A 20,532-nucleotide genomic window follows, 5' to 3' on the forward strand; every position below is an offset into this window, starting at 1 on the left:
CATGGCTGGGATGACAGTCGGCCGGGTCGTGGCCTCGGAAGTCGTGAGATTGCAAGGATCTGTGCTTATCGCCATCCATGTCGTCTGCGGACTGGCGGCCGGCCTCGTCTGTGGCGCCTACTTCGCTGCAGCTCCCTATGATCCTGGTCTGGAGACCGATGCCTTCTTCCAGGTTCTGGGCGCCTTCATGCCCCTGATGGCCACTATCGTTGTTGCCATAAACATTGAGACTGAGCGGGAGGCCGGCGACATGGCCAATCTTCTGGGGATCCCCAGCCGCCGTCTGGGTCTGGCAGCCAAGGTCCTGGTGCTCTGGTTGCTGGGTCTGCTGGCTCTTGCCTTAGCGGCTTTAGCATACTGCCTATCCGTGGCTTTGGCAGGCGGAGCGGGTGCACCAATCACGGCCGTCGCGCTCGCCACCCTGGGGATGGCCGGTGGTTCCCTCTGCCTCTACCTTTTCTCCATCGCTCTGGCCCTGCGCTTTGGCAGAAACACGACCATCGCCATTGGGGTCCTTGGCACGGGGATATCCATCAGTTCCCTTGGCGGCCTTTTCAATGGTCTATACGGCCGTACTTTATCCGGTGTCGAGAGCACTCCTGGGATCAGCCAGTGGATACCCTTCACCTGGCCTACCAGGTTCGGCTCCCTGGGAATCGAACAGGCTCTGGCCTTGACCATGCCGGGAGGGGAGGGTCTGCGTGCTTCAATTGGCGTGACGGCTGTGGACAATCTGGTCCCCTGCCTGGTCCTCACTCTGACCTTGGGCCTGGCCCTCCTGCTTTGGATCGACAGGTTCGAGGATCGGCGCAAGGTCAGCGATTAGACTGGATTGCAGGGCATCCGGTCCGTGAGAAATCTGTTCTAGGAATCAGGCTTGCAAGACACCTGGTCCACAAGGCGTTCATTCTCGAAAGCGGGTGGGCTGAGTCTGCAAGCGCAGAAAAGGAGCCAATCGTGGCTGACGTGCACGCCGAAGGTTCCCCCGGGAGCAATCGGCATCGGGCATCCATCCTGGTGGTGGACGACGATACAAGGATCACGACCCTGCTGATGGCTGCCCTGTCCAAGGACGGCTATGCCGTGACTGTGGTCAACGAGTCGCGGAAGGTCGTAAGCATGGACCTGTCTTCGGTCGATCTGATCCTTTGCGATGTCATGATGCCACACTTGGACGGCTTTGCCCTTTTAACTTCCATCAGAGACCGGGTATCCTGCCCGATCATCTTCCTGACGGCCAAGACTGACGAGGTCAGCGCGGTCCTGGCCTATGGTCTGGGCGCCGACGATTACATACGCAAGCCTTTCGGTATTGCTGAACTTCGAGCTAAGGTCAGGGCCCGGCTGTCTCAGGGCAGTCGGCGCGGGCGCCCGCTCCTGCATTTCGGCCCCTTGGACATGGACCTTCAGGCGCGGCAGATCAGGGTGGACGGGCGCAACGCCAATCTGACGGATGCAGAATACCGCATATGCGCTTTGCTGGCAGAGCATCCAGGGAGGGCCTACGCGCCCATGCAGATATGGGAGGCCTGCCTGGCTGCAGAGGATGATCCGGCCTCCGATGATACGGACAGCGATGCCACGGCTGCGGTCAGAGTGCATCTGAGCAATGCCCGGCGCAAACTCAAGGTTCTGGGGGTGGACCCTATCAGGACCATCTGGTCGGTGGGTTACCAATGGGTGGCCTGACCGACGGCGTGCCCGAATCGCCGATGGAACAGAGCCTCGACGGCAAGGGCCGGCCAAGCCGCAGGGGAATGCCCATCGTTCTGCTAATTATCAGGTACTTTCTCTATGTGCTGCTGATTCTGGCTGTGCTATTCGCCGGCATTTATATGATCTGGATAAACCTGGGGGCCAGGGGTGACTTCTTCTGGGCCAACTATGGCGAGCAGCATCTGGAGGAGGTGGGGCGATCCATCGGCCGTTCGACCGCTATTGACGAATCCGTGATTCCCGCCGCTTACTGGTATCGGACCTATGACTATCATGGGCGTCCCACGGGGGGAGATATGAAGGGCGGCATGGCCAGCGAGGCCGATCAGCTGGCGACCGACCATCGGGAGCACAGAGCATCTAAGCCATCGGAAGAGCGGACAAAGAAGTCAGGGCGACCCCTCGCGACAAGCGCAAAGCCGGATGCGACCTACGTCGTCTATGCCACAGCCGATGGGCGGCCATGCGTCCTGGCCTATCGGGTTCAGCCGCAGTGGGCATCGAGGCAGACCCGGGATCGCTATCCCAATCCTCAGAATCTTCTGCTGGCATCTTACGGGGTTGCTTTGCTGCTCACCCTCTTGTCGGTCGGATTGCGGGCGGCCCATGTCATATCATCCAAGCTCAAGGTCTTCAACCAGGTGGCTGACGATATAGGGCATCAGGATCTGGATGCCTCACTGCCCCGTAGCAACGTGCTGGAGATCAACCGGGTGCTGGGGTCCTTCGACAGGATGCGCGTCACGTTGAGGGAATCGCTGGAGAAGACCTGGACGGCCCAGGAGTCCCAGCGTCGGCAGGTGGCGGCCCTGGCACATGACCTGAAGACACCGCTGACCATCATGCGAGGCAACGCGGACCTGCTGGGGGAGACTGGACTCAGCCAGGAGCAGCAGTCCTACCTGGACTCCATTGAGGATGCCATCCGCGAGATGGCCGACTATGCCCAAGCCATCAGCCAGGGTTCCGTGGGCACCGCTTCAGAGCGATCCGGGGTTACGACAGTTGCCTTGAGAGATATGGTCGACAACCAGGCCCAGGGGTACCTCAATGCTCGAGGTCTGCGACTCGAGAGGGATGACCGCCTGGGTTCCGATGCCGGACGGGTTTCCGGTAATGATGCTGACCTTGCCAGGGCGATCATGAATATCGTCGCCAACGCGGCTGACTATTCTCCGGACCAAGGCCTGGTGACGCTGACCTGGAGGCTGGAGGATGGCCAGGAGGGCGGGCGCGATTTGGTGGTGTCTGTGCGTGACCAGGGTCCAGGATTCAGCAGCCGGGCTCTAGCCCATGCCACGGAATGGCTCTATCAGGCCGATAGCAGTAGGCACGGCTCCGGCGGCCACCATGGCATCGGCCTGGCTGCAGCGCGGTCGACTGTAGAGAGTGCTGGAGGCCGTCTGACCCTGGCCAATGCAGCAAGTGGCCAGGGCGCAGTAGTCACTGTATCTTTGCCAGTGCAGTGACTGGGGCAGGGTGAATATCGGTTACTACAAACTCCGTGTCCGGTTAAGAATTGCACATTGATAAAGATCCGGAAATAGTGTTGACCATGGGCCGATAATTATAAAAACATCAATTTTTTAGTAATCATTTTAGTAATTGATTACTAAAGTTTGCCTTTCTTTAGTAAATCTGTATGATAGAGATCACAGAGATTATCAATTTGTAGGGGCCTGTATGCAACAATCAGATGACGCTGAACAAAGCGATCTGTCGCTGGAGGAGGTCGTGCGTTCGATTCAGCGCAAGGGTTGTGAAGGCCAATCGATAGAAGTCAAAGCCGCCAGCCAGGGGACTCCAAAGGTGTATGACTCGCTGTCGTCGTTTTCCAACCAAAACGAGGGCGGCATCATCGTATTCGGGCTGGATGAAAGCCTTGGATTCGAGGTTGTCGGCGTCCATGACGCGCAGGAGCTGGAAAAGGCGGTAACGGCACAGGGCAAAGAGATGTATCCCGAGGTCAAACCGGTCTATAGCGAAAGCCTGATTGACGGCAAGCCCGTGGTGTCGGCTTACGTCAACGGCAAACCCATGGGCGAGAGGCCTGTCTACCGTAAAACAGCAGGCATCAGCGCAGGCAGCTACACCCGGATCGGGGATGCCGATGCCCGCATGACGCCTACGCAGCTGTATGAGATCGAGACTTTCAAGGACGGTCGGCGCGACGATGTATCGGTAGACCCTCAGGCCGATTCCGATATGTTGAACCCAGGAAAACGTCATGATTTCATTAGTCGCGCACAGCGGGAACGCCCGCTCCTGGCCAGAAGGAATGAGGACGAGATCCTGGAGCTATCAGGTGTCTGCCGTCGTGGATCTCCCACTCTTGCAGGTCTGATGACCCTTGGCGAATATCCGCAGCAGGTGTATCCGAACCTCTGCATTACCGCTGTGGTTGTGCCGGGAGCCAAGGCCGGAACTGGTCTTGGGGGAGAGCGGTTCCTTGACAATCAGCGCTTTGAAGGGTCCATCGATCGCATGCTTGCGGATGCCATGGCCTTCGTGCGGCGTAACAGCAGAACCAGAACGGTGATCAGGGATGGGGTGCGCACTGATATTCCCGAGTATCCCGAAACCGCAGTCAGGGAAATCCTGACCAACGCATTGATGCATCGTGACTATGGCCCATACTGCAACGGAACGCCGGTCAGATTGACGCTCTTTGCCGATCGTCTTGAATGCTGGAATCCTGGTGGTGTATATGGCGGTCAGAGAGCATCAACGACTTGGGCTTTGCCAATAGTCAGACCAGGAACCCTACTCTGGTCAGTCTGCTGGAGATTGAGGGGATTGCGGAGAATCGGCACTCAGGGATTCCGGCTATCCGTGAGGAGGCCAAACAGTATGGATATAAGCCTGTAGAGTTTCAGGATCGGCAGGCTTCCTTCACTGTGCGCTTCTACTCTGTGCCGGAGCGTGCTGGTGCGGCGGAAGCAAACGTTCCTTGGTCCGGAACCGCAGTATCAGATCCTGCGAAGAAGAGCATTGGAATACGAGACAGGATTCTCGATTTCTGCAAGGAGCCCCAATCGCTCGAGAGTGTTGCGCATGCGCTGGGGTTAGGCAAGTACTACGTCCGCAGGCGGTACATCGAGCCGCTGCTCGTAGAAAACGCACTCTCCATGACGCTTCCCGATAGACCCCGGAGCAAGTACCAACGATATGTGGCCAATGATTCCTTCTCTGAAGTGTCTTCGGGGAAGCAGCCGTGAATGGCATACCGTAAGGGCAGGCATTGCCGGGCGGCCATGATGAAGCAGGGTCATAACATGGTGAATGTCTTTTCCTCGAGATTATGCCGCCCGGCTTGAATCCCGCTCCACCAGAATCGGTTCAATCAATACAGAGCCGTGTACATGCCGGGAGTTGCTGAACTCGTCCATCAAGAGGGCTGCGGCCTTGCGGCCCATGTCGACGCCGGGCGCAGCGACGACTGACAAGGGGACCTTGGGATAGTTGCCCGTGCGGGCACCTTCGGTGCCGATGATTTTGATGTCGTCGGGTACGCGATATCTGTGCTTCTCCTGCAGGGCATTGATGATTCCCACCCCGAGCACATCGGTGCCGGCAATGATGCCGTCAGGGACTGTCGTAGGCGGGAGCTGGCTGATCTCGCAGCCGACCTCATAGCCGTCTTCTATCATGATTCCGTGTGAGTCGATGATTGACAACTTGGCCTGGGACTGCTCTCGCATGGCCCGCTGAACCCCCGTATAGCGGTCGTATATGGACTGATAGTCGAAGGAGTGGGATACGAAGGCGATGTGTTGGCATCCAGCTTCCAGCAAATGCCTGGTCGCCATCTGCCCTACGGCGAGGTTGTTCTCCAGGACGCTGCAGTTTTTGGTTTTGCTGCTGGGCTCCACATGATCGACCAGCACTACGGGCAGCTTGACCGAGGCCGCCCACTCCAAGTCAGCGGTGCAGTCCACTACGCTGCAGAGAATAACCCCCTTGACGCCCAGTGAGTAGAAGAGCTTGAGCAGGCTGGTCTGGCGTTTCGAATCGGAATAAGCATTGGTGCCTATCAGCTGCATGTCCTTGTCCTCGCAGATTTCCTGAGCCCCTTCGAATACGGAGGTGAACAGGGAATGCTCGATATCGGTCATGATGATGCCGATGGTGGACTGTCCGGTCAGGGCCGCGGCTCCACGAGCTGGGCGGGGCACATAGCCGAGTTCGTCTATTGCTGCGCTGATGCGTTCTTTCAGAGTCTGAGAGACGCGGTCAGGGTAGTTCAGATAATTGGAGACAGTGCCCAGCGAGACCCCGGCTTTCTGGGCGATGTCTGCAACGCCGACCTTGCCTCTGCCTGCCGGGACGGCTGCGTCTTGTACGGACGACATTGTGTCGGATTCCTTCCTGCTGACCGTGATTATCGCATAAAACCAGCCTAACGCTTACCTGCCGGTAGCGCCGGGCTTTGTTTGGAGGCAAGGATTGAAATTTTCAAAAAGCGAGTTAGTATTAATCCATGACAAGGCAGTCTCTCGCCTTATATATGGAATGAAAAATAAAAAATGACCAGTGCTGGGCTTCGATATGCAAGGTCGCGCCCGGCGCTCGCCTCAATGACAGAGGAGAAAAATATGGCAGACAGCACTTCTGCGGTGGACAAGGGGCTGGGAGGCTACGGCTCCCTGGCTGTTGCCGCCGGCATCGGGTCCATGCTCGGATCAGGCATCATTGTGGGCCTCTCATCGACCATCACAGTCTGGCAGCAGGGTTTCGGGCTGAGCAATGGACAGGTGGGGGTCCTGTCGGGTGCCTTGACCTTCGCCATCGCCTTCGGGTCCCTCTTCGGAGGTCGCATCGCTGACGCTGTGGGCAGGGTCCGCTTTTTCAACTGGATCAATCTGCTCTATGCGGTGGGGGCCGCCATCGTCGTATTCTCCGGCTCCTATGCCATGCTTCTGGTCGGAGTGGTCATTGCAGGCGTGGCCTCAGGCGCGGATCTGCCGGTGTCGATGACCGTCGTCTCTCATGATGCTCCCAATGATTCGCTGGCGGCTCGCCTGGTATCCACCACCCAGGTCTACTGGCAGGTTGGCGTGTTCATCTCCTTCATCTGCGCTTTCCTGGTTTCCAGGATGCAGGGGGCTGCAGGAGGCCGTGTGGTTTTCGTCATTCTGGCTGTTTTTGCAGTGATCGCCTGGCTCTGGCGCACATGCTCGCCCACCTTCCGTGCCTTCCATGAGGCTGCTGATCGCCGCGACGCAGCCGAGCCCGGTGCTGAGACCGGGGCAAAGGTTTCGGTGATCAAGGTGATGATGGGCGCGGACAAGAAGATGTATCTGAGTTTCTTTGCTGCAATCCTGATCTTCTATGTGGGGTGGAATCTGCTGGCCAACACCTGGGGTCAGTTCCAGACTTTCATGCTGGTCAATGCCCATGCTTCCCAGACCCTGGCCACCGGTATGGGCATCATCCTCAACTTCGTGACTCTGATCCTCAACATCGTCTTCGCTTCGATCGCCGGGGGTAAATACCGCAACAAGGCCTTCGTAGCAGGCATCATCATCACCTTCATCGCCATGGTCGCTCTTTCCCTTGGCGGCACCAACCTGTGGGTCATCGTCGGCGCCACCGCCTTCATGAATCTGGGCAGCCCTCTGGCCGGTGAAGCCCTCTACAAGGTCTGGACTCAGGAATCCTTCCCCATCGAGATACGTGCCTCCATCCAGGGTTTCATCAACGGCTTCTCCCGTCTGTGCTGCGGCCTGTTCGCCCTGGTTACACCTGCCCTGGTCGTGCCTTCTGCCATTCGAACCACCATGTGGGGCTTCGCGGGGGTGGTGATCATCGAGGCCATCGCCGGAACCATCATGATCAGGCTCCAGGCACGGTATGGCACCGATGAGGAACGCAGGGAACGGTCCCAGCGGTAATGCACAGATACAAGACAAGGAGGTCAAGTTATATGAATACGGATCAGACAATCGCCATCAGTGCCCCTGAGGTGGAGCATTACCACGGTGACGTACTGGGAATCGGCAGCCACAAGCCTAGGCTTTCCTGGACATACTCGGAACAGCCGCCGCAGGGGACAAAGGTAGCGATCAACCTAACCAGGAGGATGCCGGGCAGTGACCCTGTACAGCAGGAAGCCGAAGTCGACGCAGGCGACAATATGTTTCTGGATTGGCCTTTTGAGCCCCTGCGTTCGCGGGAACGGGCGCTTGTGGTTCTTGCCATGCTCAATGCCGACGGAGCGCCTCTTGGAGCGCCATCGCCGGAGCGCCACTTTGATGTCGGGTTGGATGTGACGGACCGCATCGCCGACTTCGTCGGTCCCTCCTGGCCAGAGGCCGAAACGGACCATCGTCATCTGCCCTTGGTGCGTGCGGGGTTCGAGCTGCCTGCAGCGCCTAGGTCCGCCAGGCTTTATCTGTCTGCTCTGGGCCTGGTACAGGCTGAAATCAACGGCGCTCGGGTCGGATCAGACGAGCTTACGCCTGGCTGGACTGTTTATGGCCGCCGTCTGGAGTGCTGGACCTACGATGTGACAGAGCAGTTGTCGCAGGGTGCTAATGCCATGGGCTTCTGGCTGGGCGACGGCTGGTATCGTGGCCGATTGGGGTTCGACGGCGGCATGGCTAACTTCTATGGCGACAGGATAGGAGTGTTCGCCCAGCTGGAGGTGGAGGGCGAGGACGGCTCGATCACTCACATCTACTCCAACTCCTGGGACCGCACCTGGAAAACTACTCTGGGGCCGATCGTGTGCTCGGACCTGTATGAGGGGGAGACCTACGATGCCAGGCTGGAGGAACCGGGCTGGTCAAGTCCGGGTTTCGACGACTCGGCATGGCGGCCAGTGGCTGAGGTTTCCTATGATCCGGCGAAGATTGAGAATCCACAGCTCCAGGCCGTACGCATGCAAGGGCGGAACCAGCCGGTGTCCATTACCCGTACCGGAGGCTCGGGGAAGTCCTCCTCCTCCTGGCTGATCGACTTCGGTCAGAACTGCAGTCAACGGATGCGCCTCCACGTGCATGGGTTGGCAGAAGGGGCTCAGATCTCCATTCGCCATGCCGAGGTGCTGGAGAAGGACGGTACCCTGGCTACACGGACCTTGCGCCGAGGTCAAGAGCACGATCAATACATCTCGAATGGTCAGGATGCTTGGTGGGAGCCACGCTTCGCCATGCATGCCTTCCGCTATGCCAGCATTGAGGGCTGGCCCGGAGAACTGACCGCCGAGGATATCGACTGCCGGGTCTACCACTCCACCATGGAGCGGACCGGCTGGTTCGATAGCTCCAATCCACTTCTGAACAAGCTCCACGACAACGTCCTTTGGTCTATGCGTTCCAATTTCCTCTCCATTCCCACGGATTGTCCTCAGCGGGACGAGCGCATGGGCTGGACCGGAGACATCGATCTTTTCGCGCCGACGGCCGCTTACCTGTACGATGTGCAGGCTTTCCTCTCCTCTTGGTTGAAGGATGTGCGCATTGAGCAGGAGGCTCATGGAACCATACCGTTCTTCGTACCCTTTGTACCGCTGGGCGTCTGGGCCAAGCCGTCAGCCATTGCTATCTGGGGAGATGCGGCCGTAGCGGTCCCTTGGACTCTCTATATGGAGAGCGGTGATCGGCATATTCTGGATGAATCCTGGGATCTGGTGCGGGGATGGATAGACGAAGTGCGCGCTTACCTATCGCCGGACGGAGTCTGGGATCGTCGGCCTGACTATGTGCTGGGTCAGCTTGGAGACTGGCTGGATCCCACCGCTCCGCCGGATGATCCTGCTCAGGCTATGACACAGAAGGAGCTGGTGGCCACTGCCTACTTCGCCCGTTCGGTTGACTTTGCCTCCCGCATTGCCCAGGCTCTTGGGAAGCAGACAGAGGCAGCCGACTACCGCTCCTTGCATGAGCGGATGGTCGCCGGCTATCGGAACCGGTTTGTGGCCGGCGATGGTCCAGACATGCGCATGACCTCCGATACTCAGTGCGCCTATGCGATTTCGATTGCTTTCGGGTTGTTCGATGCCGAGCCTGGACTCAAGCAGGCTGCCGGCCAACGGCTGGCGGAACTGGTGCGCGAATCAGGCGGCAAGGTCTCCACTGGTTTCGCCGGCACCCCATTCGTCCTGCCAGCTTTGAGCGAGACCGGGCATGATGCCGAGGCATACTCCCTGCTGCTGTCGACCGAGTGCCCCTCCTGGCTCTACCAAGTGAAGATGGGAGCGACGACCACTTGGGAGCGCTGGGATTCCATGCAGCCCGACGGGTCCATCAACCCGGGCGGCATGACCTCCTTCAACCACTATGCCCTGGGGTCTGTGGCCGAGTGGATGCACGAGCGAATCGGCGGTTTAAGAGCTCTCGAACCAGGGTGGAGCCTTTTCGAGGTCGATCCTCGAATCGGTGGCGGGTTGACGAAAGCCTCGACACGCCATCTGACGCCACATGGCATGGCTGAATCGTCCTGGCGGCTCGAAGAAGATGGCCGGGTCAGGCTTCGTCTGGTCGTCCCTGCCGGTTCCGTGGCGCGGGTGCTGATTGGTTCCCCTGCAGCCCCTGGCAAGCGATCCAGCAAGGATTACCTTGCAGGAACCTACGATCTGGTGGTTGAACGCTGACTGCTGCTGGGCCGACCAGGTCCTGACTGTTTGGACCTGGTCGGCCCAGAAAGCTATGCATGACGCATTCTGTCGTGGCTGATCCTCGTAGAAGCGGAGCAACAACACAGCTGTACGTCTGCGGAAGAGCAAAGAAGCTCGGATGGAGCATGGTGCTCCCCTGTAAAGGATTGGAGTATGTGAAATGGTTGATACGGTTGAGCAGGTTCAGAATGCGACATCGTCGTCGGATGCATTGGCGCCGGATACGGGTCGTCCCCTGACACGAGCAGAGAAAATCCGCTTCGGCGTAGGCTTCTGCCTGTTTTCAGTACTGTGGATGACCGCCGGCACCTCCGGCTCCCAGGTCCTCCTGCCACAGCGGTTCACGGATCTTGGTATCGGCGTTCCCGAGGCCATACTGGGCACGATGAATTCAGTCGGATGCGTATTCGCTTTGGTGTCCAATGTGATATTCGGAGCCCTGTCGGATATGTCGCACTCGCGGCTGGGCAAGCGCACACCCTGGGTTGTGGCCGGCGGAATTGTCACTGCGCTGGGCTATCTCTACACGGCACAGGCAGTGACTATTCCTACCATCGTGGCCGGCTGGTGCCTGGTGCAGGTGGGCGTCAACATGATGATTGCTCCGGCTGTTGCGGTGCTCTCGGACCGGATACCCGAGTCCACTCGCGGTACTTTCTCTGCCTTCTATGGAGGCGGCAGCATCGTAGGGCAGTCCCTAGGCACCCTGATAGGAGCCCGATTCATTGGTCACATGCAGGTGGGCTTCGTCCTCGGTATCTGCCTGTTTGCGGTCACCGGCATTCTCACCGTCATCATTTGGCCGCGTGAGCATTCCGCTGTTGAAAGTGCCGCAGCAACGGCTGCGCGTAATGGAAAGGGTAACCAGAAGCAAGGGCTTTGGCACCGGCTGCGGGTCTCCTTCACTCCGCCGACCAAGGGGAGTCGTGACTTCTACCTGGCTCTCGGTGGCAGGCTCTTTATGATGATAGGTTCGTCGATGGTCGCTACTTATCAGCTTTACATTCTGCAAAAGTATTGCGGGCTTTCAGTGGCGGAGTCGGCCAGTACAATTTCTACGATGTCCGTCATTTCGATGGTGGTCACTTTCTTTGCTTCGATAATCTCTGGTCCCATATCGGACAAGCTTCGCCGTCGCAAGGCCATCGTGGCGGTCAGCTCCTGCATCCTGGCCCTGGGCATTGCACTTCCGTGGGTGTTCCCGACGGCAGCGGGCATGATGTGCTACGCGGGCATCGCTGGCTTGGGCAATGGCATCTATACCTCGGTGGACCAGGCCCTGAATGTTGATGTGCTGCCGAACAAGAACGAAGCTGGCAAGGATCTGGGCATCCTGAACCTGGCCAATACCCTAGGACAGGTCATCGCCCCAGTACTGGTCTCGGTCCTGGTGATCCGTGCCGGGTATGTGTTCATCTTCCCCGTGGCCATCGTCATGGTGCTGATCGGCGCGGCGGTCATCATGCTGATCCGCTCGGTCAAGTAGGGTCGTCTGTCTTCGGGCGTATCGGCATGGAAAGTCGGCTGATACGCCCTGAAGCAAAGAACTTGACGAGCATAGCCTGATTTATGTATATTCTTGGTTCAACTTGGTAAACATCCACGCAGCGTTTTGGTTTGGCCGCCTCTGATTTCTTTCAACAGGCCCTCGAAGCGTTGACTACTCCGTCTCGTTTAGGCTATTAACCAGCGGTCTGATGCCCGGTCCGGCTCCTTAAGCCCGTAGGCGATCAACATCGTCGTGATCATATAGTCATCAAAAAACAGATAGCTGATTGACTGTGCGGAACAGCGAGGGTCATGTCTTGACAATGAGCAATTCCAAGATTTATTCCTGCGTGCCCTGTGTAAGGTTCACGTGCTGTACTCCCAGCTAAACTTTACTGCTAGATATCCCGTGGTCAGTCTAGTAATGACTGCATATCATGCTGGAAACCAAGCAGCCAATAAATGTCATTAAAGATATCTTTAGAGGGCAAGACGATAGTTTGAATCGTCTGTTCCTTTGTTGAGGTGAGAACCTTGCTGCCGGTGGATCGTATTTTCCGCGCATATTTATATATAGCCAAATTATTCACATTGGTATCAAGTTTATTAACAGCAATACATATAGGAGAGTAGAATTGGCAGACAATATTTTCCAAAGGAAACCATTGATAGTTCTATTGGCCAAAACCATGATTCTATTTGACGAAGCGATTGATTGTATTCTCTGTGCCGCCATGACTATTGTCTGCTCCGGGGAATTGGCATGAATGACTTGTGCGACGAGCTCCTCGTTTTTAGCGTCTAAATGGTATGTTGTTTCGTCAAGCAGCATGATCGGCCGCCTTATGGACAACAGCCTTGCCAGGGCCAAGCGATAGCGTTCACCGCTACTCAGCAATACACCGCGTTGCCTGCTGGGGTATCCAATCCATCGAAGGTGTCTCTCACTTTGGCGTGAGGTTCACCTTATTTAAGGCATTCCAGCAGCCTTCATCGGATACGCCGTTCTTGTTCATCGCCAGATTCGTTCTGGAAGAACCGGAATATATGGGGGCATCGTGTTCTATATAGCCGATCAGAGAACGTACATAAGAGGAGCTGAGAGTTGAAAGATCAATACCATTAAAGAGAACATGGCCATGATTTGGCTTATAGAATACCCTTATAAGGGCCAGCATGGTTGATTTGCCCGCTTCGGATGGTCCGACTATCGCGTAGACGACACCGCCTTTCATATGCACGCCCGCTTCATTCAATTGGAGCCCGCCACGATTGTTCCGTGCGTCATCATACGGAATATCAGCATGGTCAAGATCGATGTCAATCTGATCGGAGTTGGTGACCTTCCTTTGGACCCTACTGGATACTGCTCATGCTGATGTCGCATCTTCGGTCGGCATTCTCATTATCGCTTGAATGCTGGAGTTCGCGCCCAACGCTCTGAACAGTCTGCTATATGTCGAAGAAAGTGTCGCCATAGGCGTGGGCATCATTTCTAGGTACATAGAGAAGTTACCAGTTGCTGAACAGTCATCACTCCTTTGGCCACTTGGAAAGCGCCGATTCCCGATACAACCATCAGGCACAACTGCATTAAGGCCATTCCTGATGGCCATATCAGTGACTGCTTCTTTGAAATTAGACGACCGGATGTGCACGCTTGCCTGGCTTCTCGCCGATTTTATTGGTCTCACGCTCCGTGGCGTTGAAGGCCCTGATCCTTTTCAAACTCATCAAAGCATCAGTGGCTGCAGACGTCATATCTCCTATGGCCGTTTGAGCCCCTCTGGAGCAGTCTCGTAATTTTCCGGATAAGACTACCAGTAAACCGACAGTAACAAGACAGGTCGAAAGAGAGATAACGAACATGACGGGACTGATTATGACCATTCCCACACACGCGCCTATGAACACCAGTAAAGTGCCAAACACTTCTGGCAATTATCGGTCAGCAATCGCTTCAGTTCATTTGTATCAGATGAAATAATAGAAATTACGTTGCCTGTATGCGACTGGTCCAGATCTTTGAACGGCAAATGCAGAATATGCATTACTAGAGACCGTCTCATATCGTTCAACAGCAGGTAAGCGTCAAAAGAAGTGATTGCTGCGCCGGACAGAAACACTCCTGCCAACGCTATTAGAGGGGCACTGCGGATCGCATGTTATGCTGCACGCGTCCAAGAATGACATTGACAAGCTGTGGCTGAGCCAGATTTAAGAGGGCGCTCGCTATACTTAGCAGACTAACCGTGAATAAAACACCCTTATGGATTTCAAAAGGCGGGGCACGTCTATCAAAGATGCGGTTTTCTCATTACTATTCCGCTTGTGTGGCGACATTTTCGTCCTTTGTTGGGGGTGGTTACTCACCGACTGCACGTGATATGACCCTCACAGAATCCTCGGAACGCGCGCACAGCGCCTGCACGCCTGTGACGAGGGCGCCTACGACAATAGCGAGGAGTGCGATGACCGCCCAATATCCCCATTGAACGCTTATCTTTGCGCTTCCCAGATATCGTTGCAGCATGAAGGCGGTGCCGCAGGTGCTGAGCAGTGTGATGACGAAGGCGAGCAGCACCGAGGTGACCATCGAAATGAGACCATCGAGGGCTCCCAAAATGCGCAACTGTCCGGTACTGGCACCGGATACGTATGTCAGCGCCAGATCCAGGCGTCGCCCTCGTGCGGTGATCATCAGTCCGGAGATTGCGCCCACCAAAGCGATGATGAGCGCAGGGCCGAGCATGGCCATCAGGTTCGTCAGCATGTGTGGGTTCACGTTCATGGAATGGCCGTTACTGGCGAAATTCTTGAGGCTGTCGGTCAGCGTATGCAACACACCAGAGAAAGTCATGAGCAACGACAAGCCGGCCGTCATGGGAATGATGGTCGCGTTCTGTCGTTGGATCCTCCCAACGGCCTGCTGCCTAGCGAGTTTCCAGGTGCTGAATGGCAGGGGGAGAAGATGCGTCCATCCTTTGGTGAACCAGTGCATGACATAGGGAGCCAGAACAGCCAATGCGAAGATCAGGAGGAACATGCCTCCCATGGAGAACCCAATGAATCCTGTCACTCTGGACTCTATGGGATTCCTGCCGGAAATGTGCGTGGCGAGCTCGCCAGAGTCTATCTTGCGTGTAGCTGTCCCCGGGATGATGAGCGCGCATATCGCTCCCACGAGCAACGATGCGCCTAGCAGAACACGGAATGCGTTCACTTGTCTCGGCGGGTTTTGTGACTGCCGAAGCGCCTCTATCGGCCTGATCTTGGATAGTGTGCGCACGGTCAGCACTGTGCCTGCAAGGACGGCGACTCCGGCAATGGCCAACCCAGTGCCGATGGATGCCAGCAGCTGGGTTGCTTGATACGTCAGTTTCAGCTCGAATGCTCTGGCCAGGAGGTCGAACAGATATGGTGCTGCCAGCGGCGTCAGGAGGGATGACGCTACTGCTGCCAAGATGAATAGGACGATGATGATAGCCAGATTCCCGAAGAGCAGCTGCCAGGGCGTGGCGCCTTGAAGGACCAGCAATGCTAGTTGGTGCCTGCGCTGGTTCAGAGCGGCGGTCACGACCCACAGCATCACGAACACGGCTATGACCACGCTGAACAGCATTGCTGGGCCGGAAAGGTTGGCGCCTAACCCGGCATCCGGTCCGTGGTAAGCGGCATCAATAGCCCTGCGCGCGGCGACGATAGTGCACACAGCGGTCTGGGAAACGATTAGTGACAGCCATACGCCGGCCCATACGGCCGGGGCTGCTTTCAGATCAGAGAGTGCGCCCCTCATATGCGGGCCCCGCTCTCCGTATCAGCGTTCAGCACGTGGCCATCACGGACCTCAACGATCTGGTCGCACTGTCCGGCTACCTCTCCACTGTGGGTCACTATTACTACGGTCCTGCCCGCATCCATAGCCAGGCTTTTGAACACCTGCATGACCTTGGCGCCAGATTCCTGATCCAAGGCTCCAGTCGGCTCGTCGGCGAAAATGATATCTGCATCGGAGAGCAGCACTCGTGCAAGCGCGACACGTTGCTGCTCTCCGCCTGAGAGCATCGTCACGCTCCTTTTTTTCTCGTTTGCCAATCCGAAGTACCGCAACATCTCATCCGCTTTTTGCTTGGGGAGTCGACGGCCGCGCAGGGTGAATGGCAGCGCGAGGTTCTCCTCCACCGTCATGCTCGTGATCAGGTTGTAGGATTGAAACACGAATCCCAGATGTCGACGCCGAAACCGAGTGAGCGCGGACGCTCGCATATGTGTGATGTCATGCCCTAGAAGGGAGATGCTTCCGGATGTCGCACGTTCCAACCCCGAAAGGCAGTACAGCAAGGTGGACTTTCCGCTGCCTGAGGGGCCGACAATCCCCGTGATTCTTCCGGGCTCAGCATGGAAGTCGACATGGTCGAGGATGGTGATCGAATCATCCTTCCTCGGAGTCACCGTCATTGTCAATCCATTTGAACTCACTGAAGCACCACTCATCACCGTTCTCCCATCATCGCCGTTCTCGCGACTTATAAATCTTCATCAGAATATTGCTATGGATGCCATACAAGGATGGCGCCCATAGACTTACATGACTGTTGTCCCTGCCGTCATCAGGGCAAAAATGACAGCCCATGCCATTTTGATGAATGCGTCATCGCAGTGGCATATTTTTGTGGATTAGCTGCAGGTCCATCAACTCCAGATATTATCATGCCCACCGCCGTGGCATGCAAATATGCTGACGCCGCTATGATGAGCGGCTTCATCATTCATGGCGATATTACTATTCTGCAGATCGATAATGTTGTGCATTTTGTCCGTCTCTCTCCTCTCTTTCTCGTGTTTAGTGCTATTTCCAATGGTGTCTCCACTGAAAGGATCGTTAGGGCAGACGGCTGGCAAGAACTACCATGGTTGGCCTATAAGACTATTTACTGCTCAGATAACGCCAGCTGAGCCTGTCGAATAATCACAAGAGGGTCTTAAATAGGATTCTCAGGGCAGATAAGGGTTTTTATGCCAGATGAGCCCAAATTGATTAAAGCTTTTCTAATGAAGATCTAGTATTTTTTTTGGGGGGGGGGATTCGGCAACTAGGGCGCTGCCAAGTTAAGTGCAGCAAAGATACCGTCTCTGTCATGAGACAGGCCTGAGAATGCATACTGAAGCAAAGGCCTTGACGACTTCGGCCGTGTTTATGTATATTATTGGTTCAACTTGGCAAGCATCCACGCAGCGTTTTGGTCTGGCCGCCTCTGATTTCTTCCAACGGGCCTCTGAAGCGTTGACTACTCCGTGGCATAAGCAGGAGAGTGGCATGACTGGGTTGACCAGCGATCCCAAGCATGAGAAATCGACAGATACCGGCGTGATCCCGACTGCAGGGCAGGGCCATGAGCAGAGGCGCAGAGTGAATGGCCCCGTCCTCAAGGACCCTTCTATAGTAGGTGTCGATCAGGTTGCCCTTGCTCTGAATGTGGACCCCGACCGGGGCCTGGATGAGGCCGAGGCGGCGCGTCGGCTGGACAGGTTCGGTCCTAATGAGCTGGCTGGAGCGCCTCCCGTTCCTGCATGGAGGGAATTCCTTCAACAGTTCAAGGACCCCTTGGTCTATCTGCTTCTGGCAGCCACGGCCATTTCGTTGGTGCCCTGGGTGGTGGAACGCTCACATCCGGCATCAGGAGGCGGGGAGCCCCTGCCCTTTGATGCCATCGTCATCATGATCATCCTCATCCTTAATGCCGCCCTGGGGTACGCTCAGGAGGCTAAGGCCGAGCGGGCTGTGGATGCTCTGGCGAGCATGACGGCCCCGCACGCCTCGGTGCTGCGATGCGGCCGGGTGGTCAGCCTGGAGACCAGCAGGATCGTGCCTGGTGATGTAGTAGTCCTGGCTGAAGGCGATTCGGTCGGCGCCGACGGAAGACTGTTCCAGGCCGCGGGTCTGCGCGTGGCCGAGGCATCGCTGACCGGCGAGTCGCTGCCGGTGGGCAAGCGGCCCGGTCGGCTTGACCAGCCCAAGGCTCTGGGTGACAGAACCAACATGGTCTTCAACGGCACCGCAGTGACCCAGGGGAACGGGCGCATGATCGTCACCTCTACTGGTATGGACACCCAGGTCGGGAAGATCGCCGACATGCTGGCTGATACCCAGGAGGAACCCACGCCCCTACAGAAGGAGATGGCCCGCGTCTCCAAGCTCCTCGGACTGGCCGTCTGCTTGATTGCCGCCCTGGTTTTGGCTGCTTTGGCCCTGATGGAAGGCTTTCAGACAACCCAGGATCTGATTGATTCCCTGCTCATGGCCGTATCTCTGGCCGTAGCTGCTGTGCCGGAGGGGCTGACGGCCATCCTGACTGTGGTTCTCGCCCTGGGCGTGCAGCGCATGGCCAAGCATCATGCCATCGTCAAGAAGCTCAGCTCGGTGGAGACCCTGGGATCGGCATCAGTCATCTGCTCCGACAAGACAGGAACTCTTACACGCAATGAAATGACCGTTGAACGGGTGGTCGTCCCCTCGGGGCAGGTCAGGCTCACTGGCACCGGGTACGCTCCGGAGGGAACCATGCAGCCGTTCGAGGCCAGTGGGTCAGATGATCAACAACTGACAGATACCATTGGTTCATCTCTGGCTGAGGCAGTGGAAGAGACCCTGATGGTCGGGGCCATCGCCAACGACGGAGACCTGCATTGGCAGCCGGTCGAGGCCGAACCTGATTCCCAGGCCCAGTCTGGATCCGGGCAGGGTCACTGGCAGAGCGTCGGCGATCCCACGGAGGTTTCGCTGATTGTTGCCGCCCGTAAAGTCGGCGCTGATGCCAAGGCTGATAGCTACCGTCGTCTGGCCGAGATTCCTTTCACGTCCGAGCGCAAGCTCATGTCGGTTCTGGCTGCCCCGAATGATGACAACGAAAGGGAATCACGTCTCTTCTGCAAGGGCGCTCCCGACGTGCTGCTTGGCCGATGCGACCGGATTCTCGATGGCGGCCAGGTCAGACCTATGACCAGTGCCGATCGGGAAAGGATACTTGCTCAGGTCAGCAGTCTCTCGGCGGATGCCTACAGGACCTTGGGACAGGCTTTCCGGCCTGTATCCGACCAGGAGCTGTCGGCGCTGGCCGAAGCTGACGCGGGGGAGTGGCCGTCAAGCACGGTCGGGACGGATCAGACGGACCGGTTGCCTGAAAAGTCTCAGCATGCTCCTGCAATTCGCTTGTCTGCCGACAAGGTGATCCAGGAAAGCACCCGACTGGAGAGCAATCTGATCTGGACGGGCATGGTCGGCATCATTGACCCGCCCCGCACTGAGGTCCGCCATGCGGTGGATCAGGCTCACAAGGCCGGCATCAGAACGATCATGATCACCGGCGACCATCCGCTTACTGCAGCCAGAATCGCAGGGGACCTGGGCATCATCAAGCCCGGACAGCCGGCCTGCACCGGCGAGCAGCTGGATGCCATGGACTCGGACCAGCTTCGGGAGACCACCTCCAAGGTCTCCGTCTACGCCCGCGTGGCCCCCGAGCACAAGCTGAAGATCGTCGAATCGCTCCAGGACCAGGGCAAGGTCGTGGCCATGACCGGCGACGGCGTCAACGATGCCCCCGCTGTCAAGACTGCGGACATAGGCGTGGCCATGGGCATCACCGGGACCGAGGTCACCAAGGAATCAGCCAAGATGATTCTGGCGGACGACAATTTCGCAACCATCGTCCAGGCTGTGCAAGAGGGCCGGGGCATATTCGACAACATCCGCAAGTTCCTGCGCTACCTGCTCAGCTCCAACATGGGAGAGGTCTTCACGGTCTTCGGTGGAGTGGTCTTTGCAGGGCTTCTGGGCATATCGCAGCCCGGCATGGCGGGTGTGACCGTGCCGCTGCTGGCCACCCAGCTGCTCTGGATCAACCTGCTGACCGATGCGGCCCCCGCGCTGGCGATGGGTGTGGACCCGCAGACCGACGATCTGATGGATCGCCCGCCCCGTTCCGTCAACGACCGGGTGATCGACCGGGACATGTGGGTTGACATCATCTACATTGGCCTGGTCATGGCTGCGGTCACCCTGATCGGCATGGATATGCACCTAAGCGGCGGCCTCTTCACCGACAGGTCCGTCCAGGCGATCGGCCACGAGGCACAGATCAGGGAGGCGCGGACCATGGGCTTCACCATCCTGGTATTCGCCCAGCTCTTCAACGCCCTGGCCTCCCGCTCCTCCCGCAAGTCGGCCTTCCAGGGGCTCTTCAGCAATCCCTGGCTCTGGGGCGCCATAGGCGTCTCCATAATGCTGCAGCTCCTGGTGATCTACGTGCCCTTCCTGGGCGAGGCCTTCGGCACCGTCCCCCTCCAACCCCAAGCATGGCTGGAGTGCATCGCCCTGGCCTCCCTGGTTCTAGTGGCTTCGGAACTGCGCAAGCTGTTCAACTTGGTGGTCGGACAGGTACGGGCATAACATCGCTTCTTCCTGATGCGGCGACCACACTCGCTGTCGCCGCATTAAGTGAGGACACAGTTTGCGCCCTACTTCATCTTCCGCAAAACCATTGTGGATCAGCTGTGTGGAGCCAAGGCTGTTGTTGCTAGGCGGGGAGGGGGTGAGTGCATCCGTGTCCGGCATCATTCTCGTTCGGGCGACTTTGGTTGTAGCAGAAGACCACTCGGTAACGCTTCCATAGAGGACCACTTCGTCCAAGATGGCTTGGAAGCATGAG

15 protein-coding genes are annotated in these 20,532 nt (G+C 57.3%); 10 read left to right on the forward strand and 5 right to left on the reverse strand.

The genetic code is table 11. The features are described 5' to 3' along the window. The first annotated feature begins 1 nt into the window (after nt 1). The 5 genes from H3T88_RS00280 to H3T88_RS08595 all read left to right on the forward strand — a co-directional run bounded on the left by H3T88_RS00280 (nt 2) and on the right by H3T88_RS08595 (nt 4,934). Entirely contained in the window at nt 2–826 is an 825-nt protein-coding gene (locus tag H3T88_RS00280; protein WP_198203175.1) for an ABC transporter permease, read from the forward strand. Between the two features lie 131 nt (nt 827–957). Continuing rightward, nucleotides 958–1,689 carry a response regulator transcription factor gene (locus H3T88_RS00285; RefSeq protein WP_198203176.1) on the forward strand — a complete coding sequence of 244 codons (732 nt, stop codon included), beginning with the start codon at nt 958–960 and terminating at the stop codon, nt 1,687–1,689. After that, complete coding sequence (locus H3T88_RS00290; RefSeq protein ID WP_198203177.1) at nt 1,677–3,185, forward strand: sensor histidine kinase; 1,509 nt, start codon at nt 1,677–1,679, stop codon at nt 3,183–3,185. The genes H3T88_RS00285 and H3T88_RS00290 overlap by 13 nt, the downstream gene beginning before the upstream one ends. A 214-nt stretch (nt 3,186–3,399) precedes the next feature. After that, nucleotides 3,400–4,584, forward strand: coding sequence for an RNA-binding domain-containing protein (locus H3T88_RS08590; RefSeq protein ID WP_232347037.1), 1,185 nt, complete (start codon nt 3,400–3,402; stop codon nt 4,582–4,584). Then, nucleotides 4,512–4,934, forward strand: a complete 423-nt coding sequence (locus H3T88_RS08595) for a Fic family protein (protein WP_332461007.1) — start codon at nt 4,512–4,514, stop codon at nt 4,932–4,934. Before H3T88_RS08590 ends, H3T88_RS08595 begins: the two co-directional genes overlap by 73 nt. A gap of 81 nt (nt 4,935–5,015) precedes the next feature. Here H3T88_RS08595 and H3T88_RS00305 read toward each other — a convergent pair whose 3' ends face one another. Continuing rightward, on the reverse strand, nt 5,016–6,068 hold the full coding sequence (locus H3T88_RS00305; protein WP_198203178.1) for a LacI family DNA-binding transcriptional regulator: 1,053 nt from the start codon (nt 6,066–6,068) through the stop codon (nt 5,016–5,018). Nucleotides 6,069–6,311: 243 nt separating this feature from the next. On the opposite strand from H3T88_RS00305, the gene H3T88_RS00310 reads away from it, so the two are divergent. The 3 genes from H3T88_RS00310 (at nt 6,312) to H3T88_RS00320 (ending at nt 11,822) form a co-directional block, all read left to right on the forward strand. Further along, nucleotides 6,312–7,610 carry an MFS transporter gene (locus tag H3T88_RS00310; protein ID WP_198203179.1) on the forward strand — a complete coding sequence of 433 codons (1,299 nt, stop codon included), beginning with the start codon at nt 6,312–6,314 and terminating at the stop codon, nt 7,608–7,610. A gap of 32 nt (nt 7,611–7,642) precedes the next feature. Then, nucleotides 7,643–10,312: an alpha-L-rhamnosidase gene (locus tag H3T88_RS00315; RefSeq protein WP_198203180.1), complete on the forward strand. Its 2,670-nt coding sequence runs from the start codon at nt 7,643–7,645 to the stop codon at nt 10,310–10,312. A 184-nt stretch (nt 10,313–10,496) separates the two neighbouring features. Then, nucleotides 10,497–11,822, forward strand: a complete 1,326-nt coding sequence (locus H3T88_RS00320) for an MFS transporter (protein WP_198203181.1) — start codon at nt 10,497–10,499, stop codon at nt 11,820–11,822. Nucleotides 11,823–12,768: 946 nt separating this feature from the next. Here H3T88_RS00320 and H3T88_RS00325 read toward each other — a convergent pair. The 4 genes from H3T88_RS00325 to H3T88_RS00340 form a co-directional block, all read right to left on the reverse strand. After that, nucleotides 12,769–13,065, reverse strand: a complete 297-nt coding sequence (locus H3T88_RS00325) for an ATP-binding cassette domain-containing protein (RefSeq protein ID WP_146210563.1) — start codon at nt 13,063–13,065, stop codon at nt 12,769–12,771. A gap of 397 nt (nt 13,066–13,462) precedes the next feature. Next, nucleotides 13,463–13,756 (reverse strand): ABC transporter transmembrane domain-containing protein, encoded by a 294-nt coding sequence (locus tag H3T88_RS00330; RefSeq protein WP_045924970.1) that lies wholly within the window; start codon nt 13,754–13,756, stop codon nt 13,463–13,465. A 433-nt stretch (nt 13,757–14,189) separates the two neighbouring features. Further along, nucleotides 14,190–15,620 (reverse strand): ABC transporter permease, encoded by a 1,431-nt coding sequence (locus H3T88_RS00335; RefSeq protein WP_024627010.1) that lies wholly within the window; start codon nt 15,618–15,620, stop codon nt 14,190–14,192. Further along, complete coding sequence (locus tag H3T88_RS00340; protein WP_229281577.1) at nt 15,617–16,282, reverse strand: ABC transporter ATP-binding protein; 666 nt, start codon at nt 16,280–16,282, stop codon at nt 15,617–15,619. The genes H3T88_RS00335 and H3T88_RS00340 overlap by 4 nt, the downstream gene beginning before the upstream one ends. Nucleotides 16,283–16,393: 111 nt before the next feature. Here H3T88_RS00340 and H3T88_RS00345 point away from each other — a divergent pair, with 111 nt between their 5' ends. Both H3T88_RS00345 and H3T88_RS00350 read left to right on the forward strand, forming a co-directional pair. Then, complete coding sequence (locus H3T88_RS00345; protein ID WP_146210942.1) at nt 16,394–16,780, forward strand: hypothetical protein; 387 nt, start codon at nt 16,394–16,396, stop codon at nt 16,778–16,780. 454 nt (nt 16,781–17,234) lie between these two features. Continuing rightward, entirely contained in the window at nt 17,235–20,273 is a 3,039-nt protein-coding gene (locus tag H3T88_RS00350) for a cation-translocating P-type ATPase (RefSeq protein WP_415873722.1), read from the forward strand. Nucleotides 20,274–20,532: the final 259 nt, after the last annotated feature.

The organism is Bifidobacterium sp. W8110, from assembly GCF_016101375.1.
In the GTDB taxonomy this organism is placed as follows: Bacteria; Actinomycetota; Actinomycetes; order Actinomycetales; family Bifidobacteriaceae; genus Bombiscardovia; species Bombiscardovia asteroides.

Bases quoted from the DNA above. Each gene is read 5' to 3' on its own strand.
- H3T88_RS00315 (WP_198203180.1), top strand. From the start codon at position 7,643: ATGAATACGGATCAGACAATCGCCATCAGTGCCCCTGAGGTGGAGCAT.
- H3T88_RS00305 (WP_198203178.1), bottom strand. From the start codon at position 6,068: ATGTCGTCCGTACAAGACGCAGCCGTCCCGGCAGGCAGAGGCAAGGTC.
- H3T88_RS00320 (WP_198203181.1), top strand. From the start codon at position 10,497: ATGGTTGATACGGTTGAGCAGGTTCAGAATGCGACATCGTCGTCGGAT.
- H3T88_RS08590 (WP_232347037.1), top strand. From the start codon at position 3,400: ATGCAACAATCAGATGACGCTGAACAAAGCGATCTGTCGCTGGAGGAG.
- H3T88_RS00340 (WP_229281577.1), bottom strand. From the start codon at position 16,282: ATGACGGTGACTCCGAGGAAGGATGATTCGATCACCATCCTCGACCAT.
- H3T88_RS00335 (WP_024627010.1), bottom strand. From the start codon at position 15,620: ATGAGGGGCGCACTCTCTGATCTGAAAGCAGCCCCGGCCGTATGGGCC.
- H3T88_RS00280 (WP_198203175.1), top strand. From the start codon at position 2: ATGGCTGGGATGACAGTCGGCCGGGTCGTGGCCTCGGAAGTCGTGAGA.
- H3T88_RS00345 (WP_146210942.1), top strand. From the start codon at position 16,394: ATGGCGCCCATAGACTTACATGACTGTTGTCCCTGCCGTCATCAGGGC.
- H3T88_RS00290 (WP_198203177.1), top strand. From the start codon at position 1,677: ATGGGTGGCCTGACCGACGGCGTGCCCGAATCGCCGATGGAACAGAGC.
- H3T88_RS00310 (WP_198203179.1), top strand. From the start codon at position 6,312: ATGGCAGACAGCACTTCTGCGGTGGACAAGGGGCTGGGAGGCTACGGC.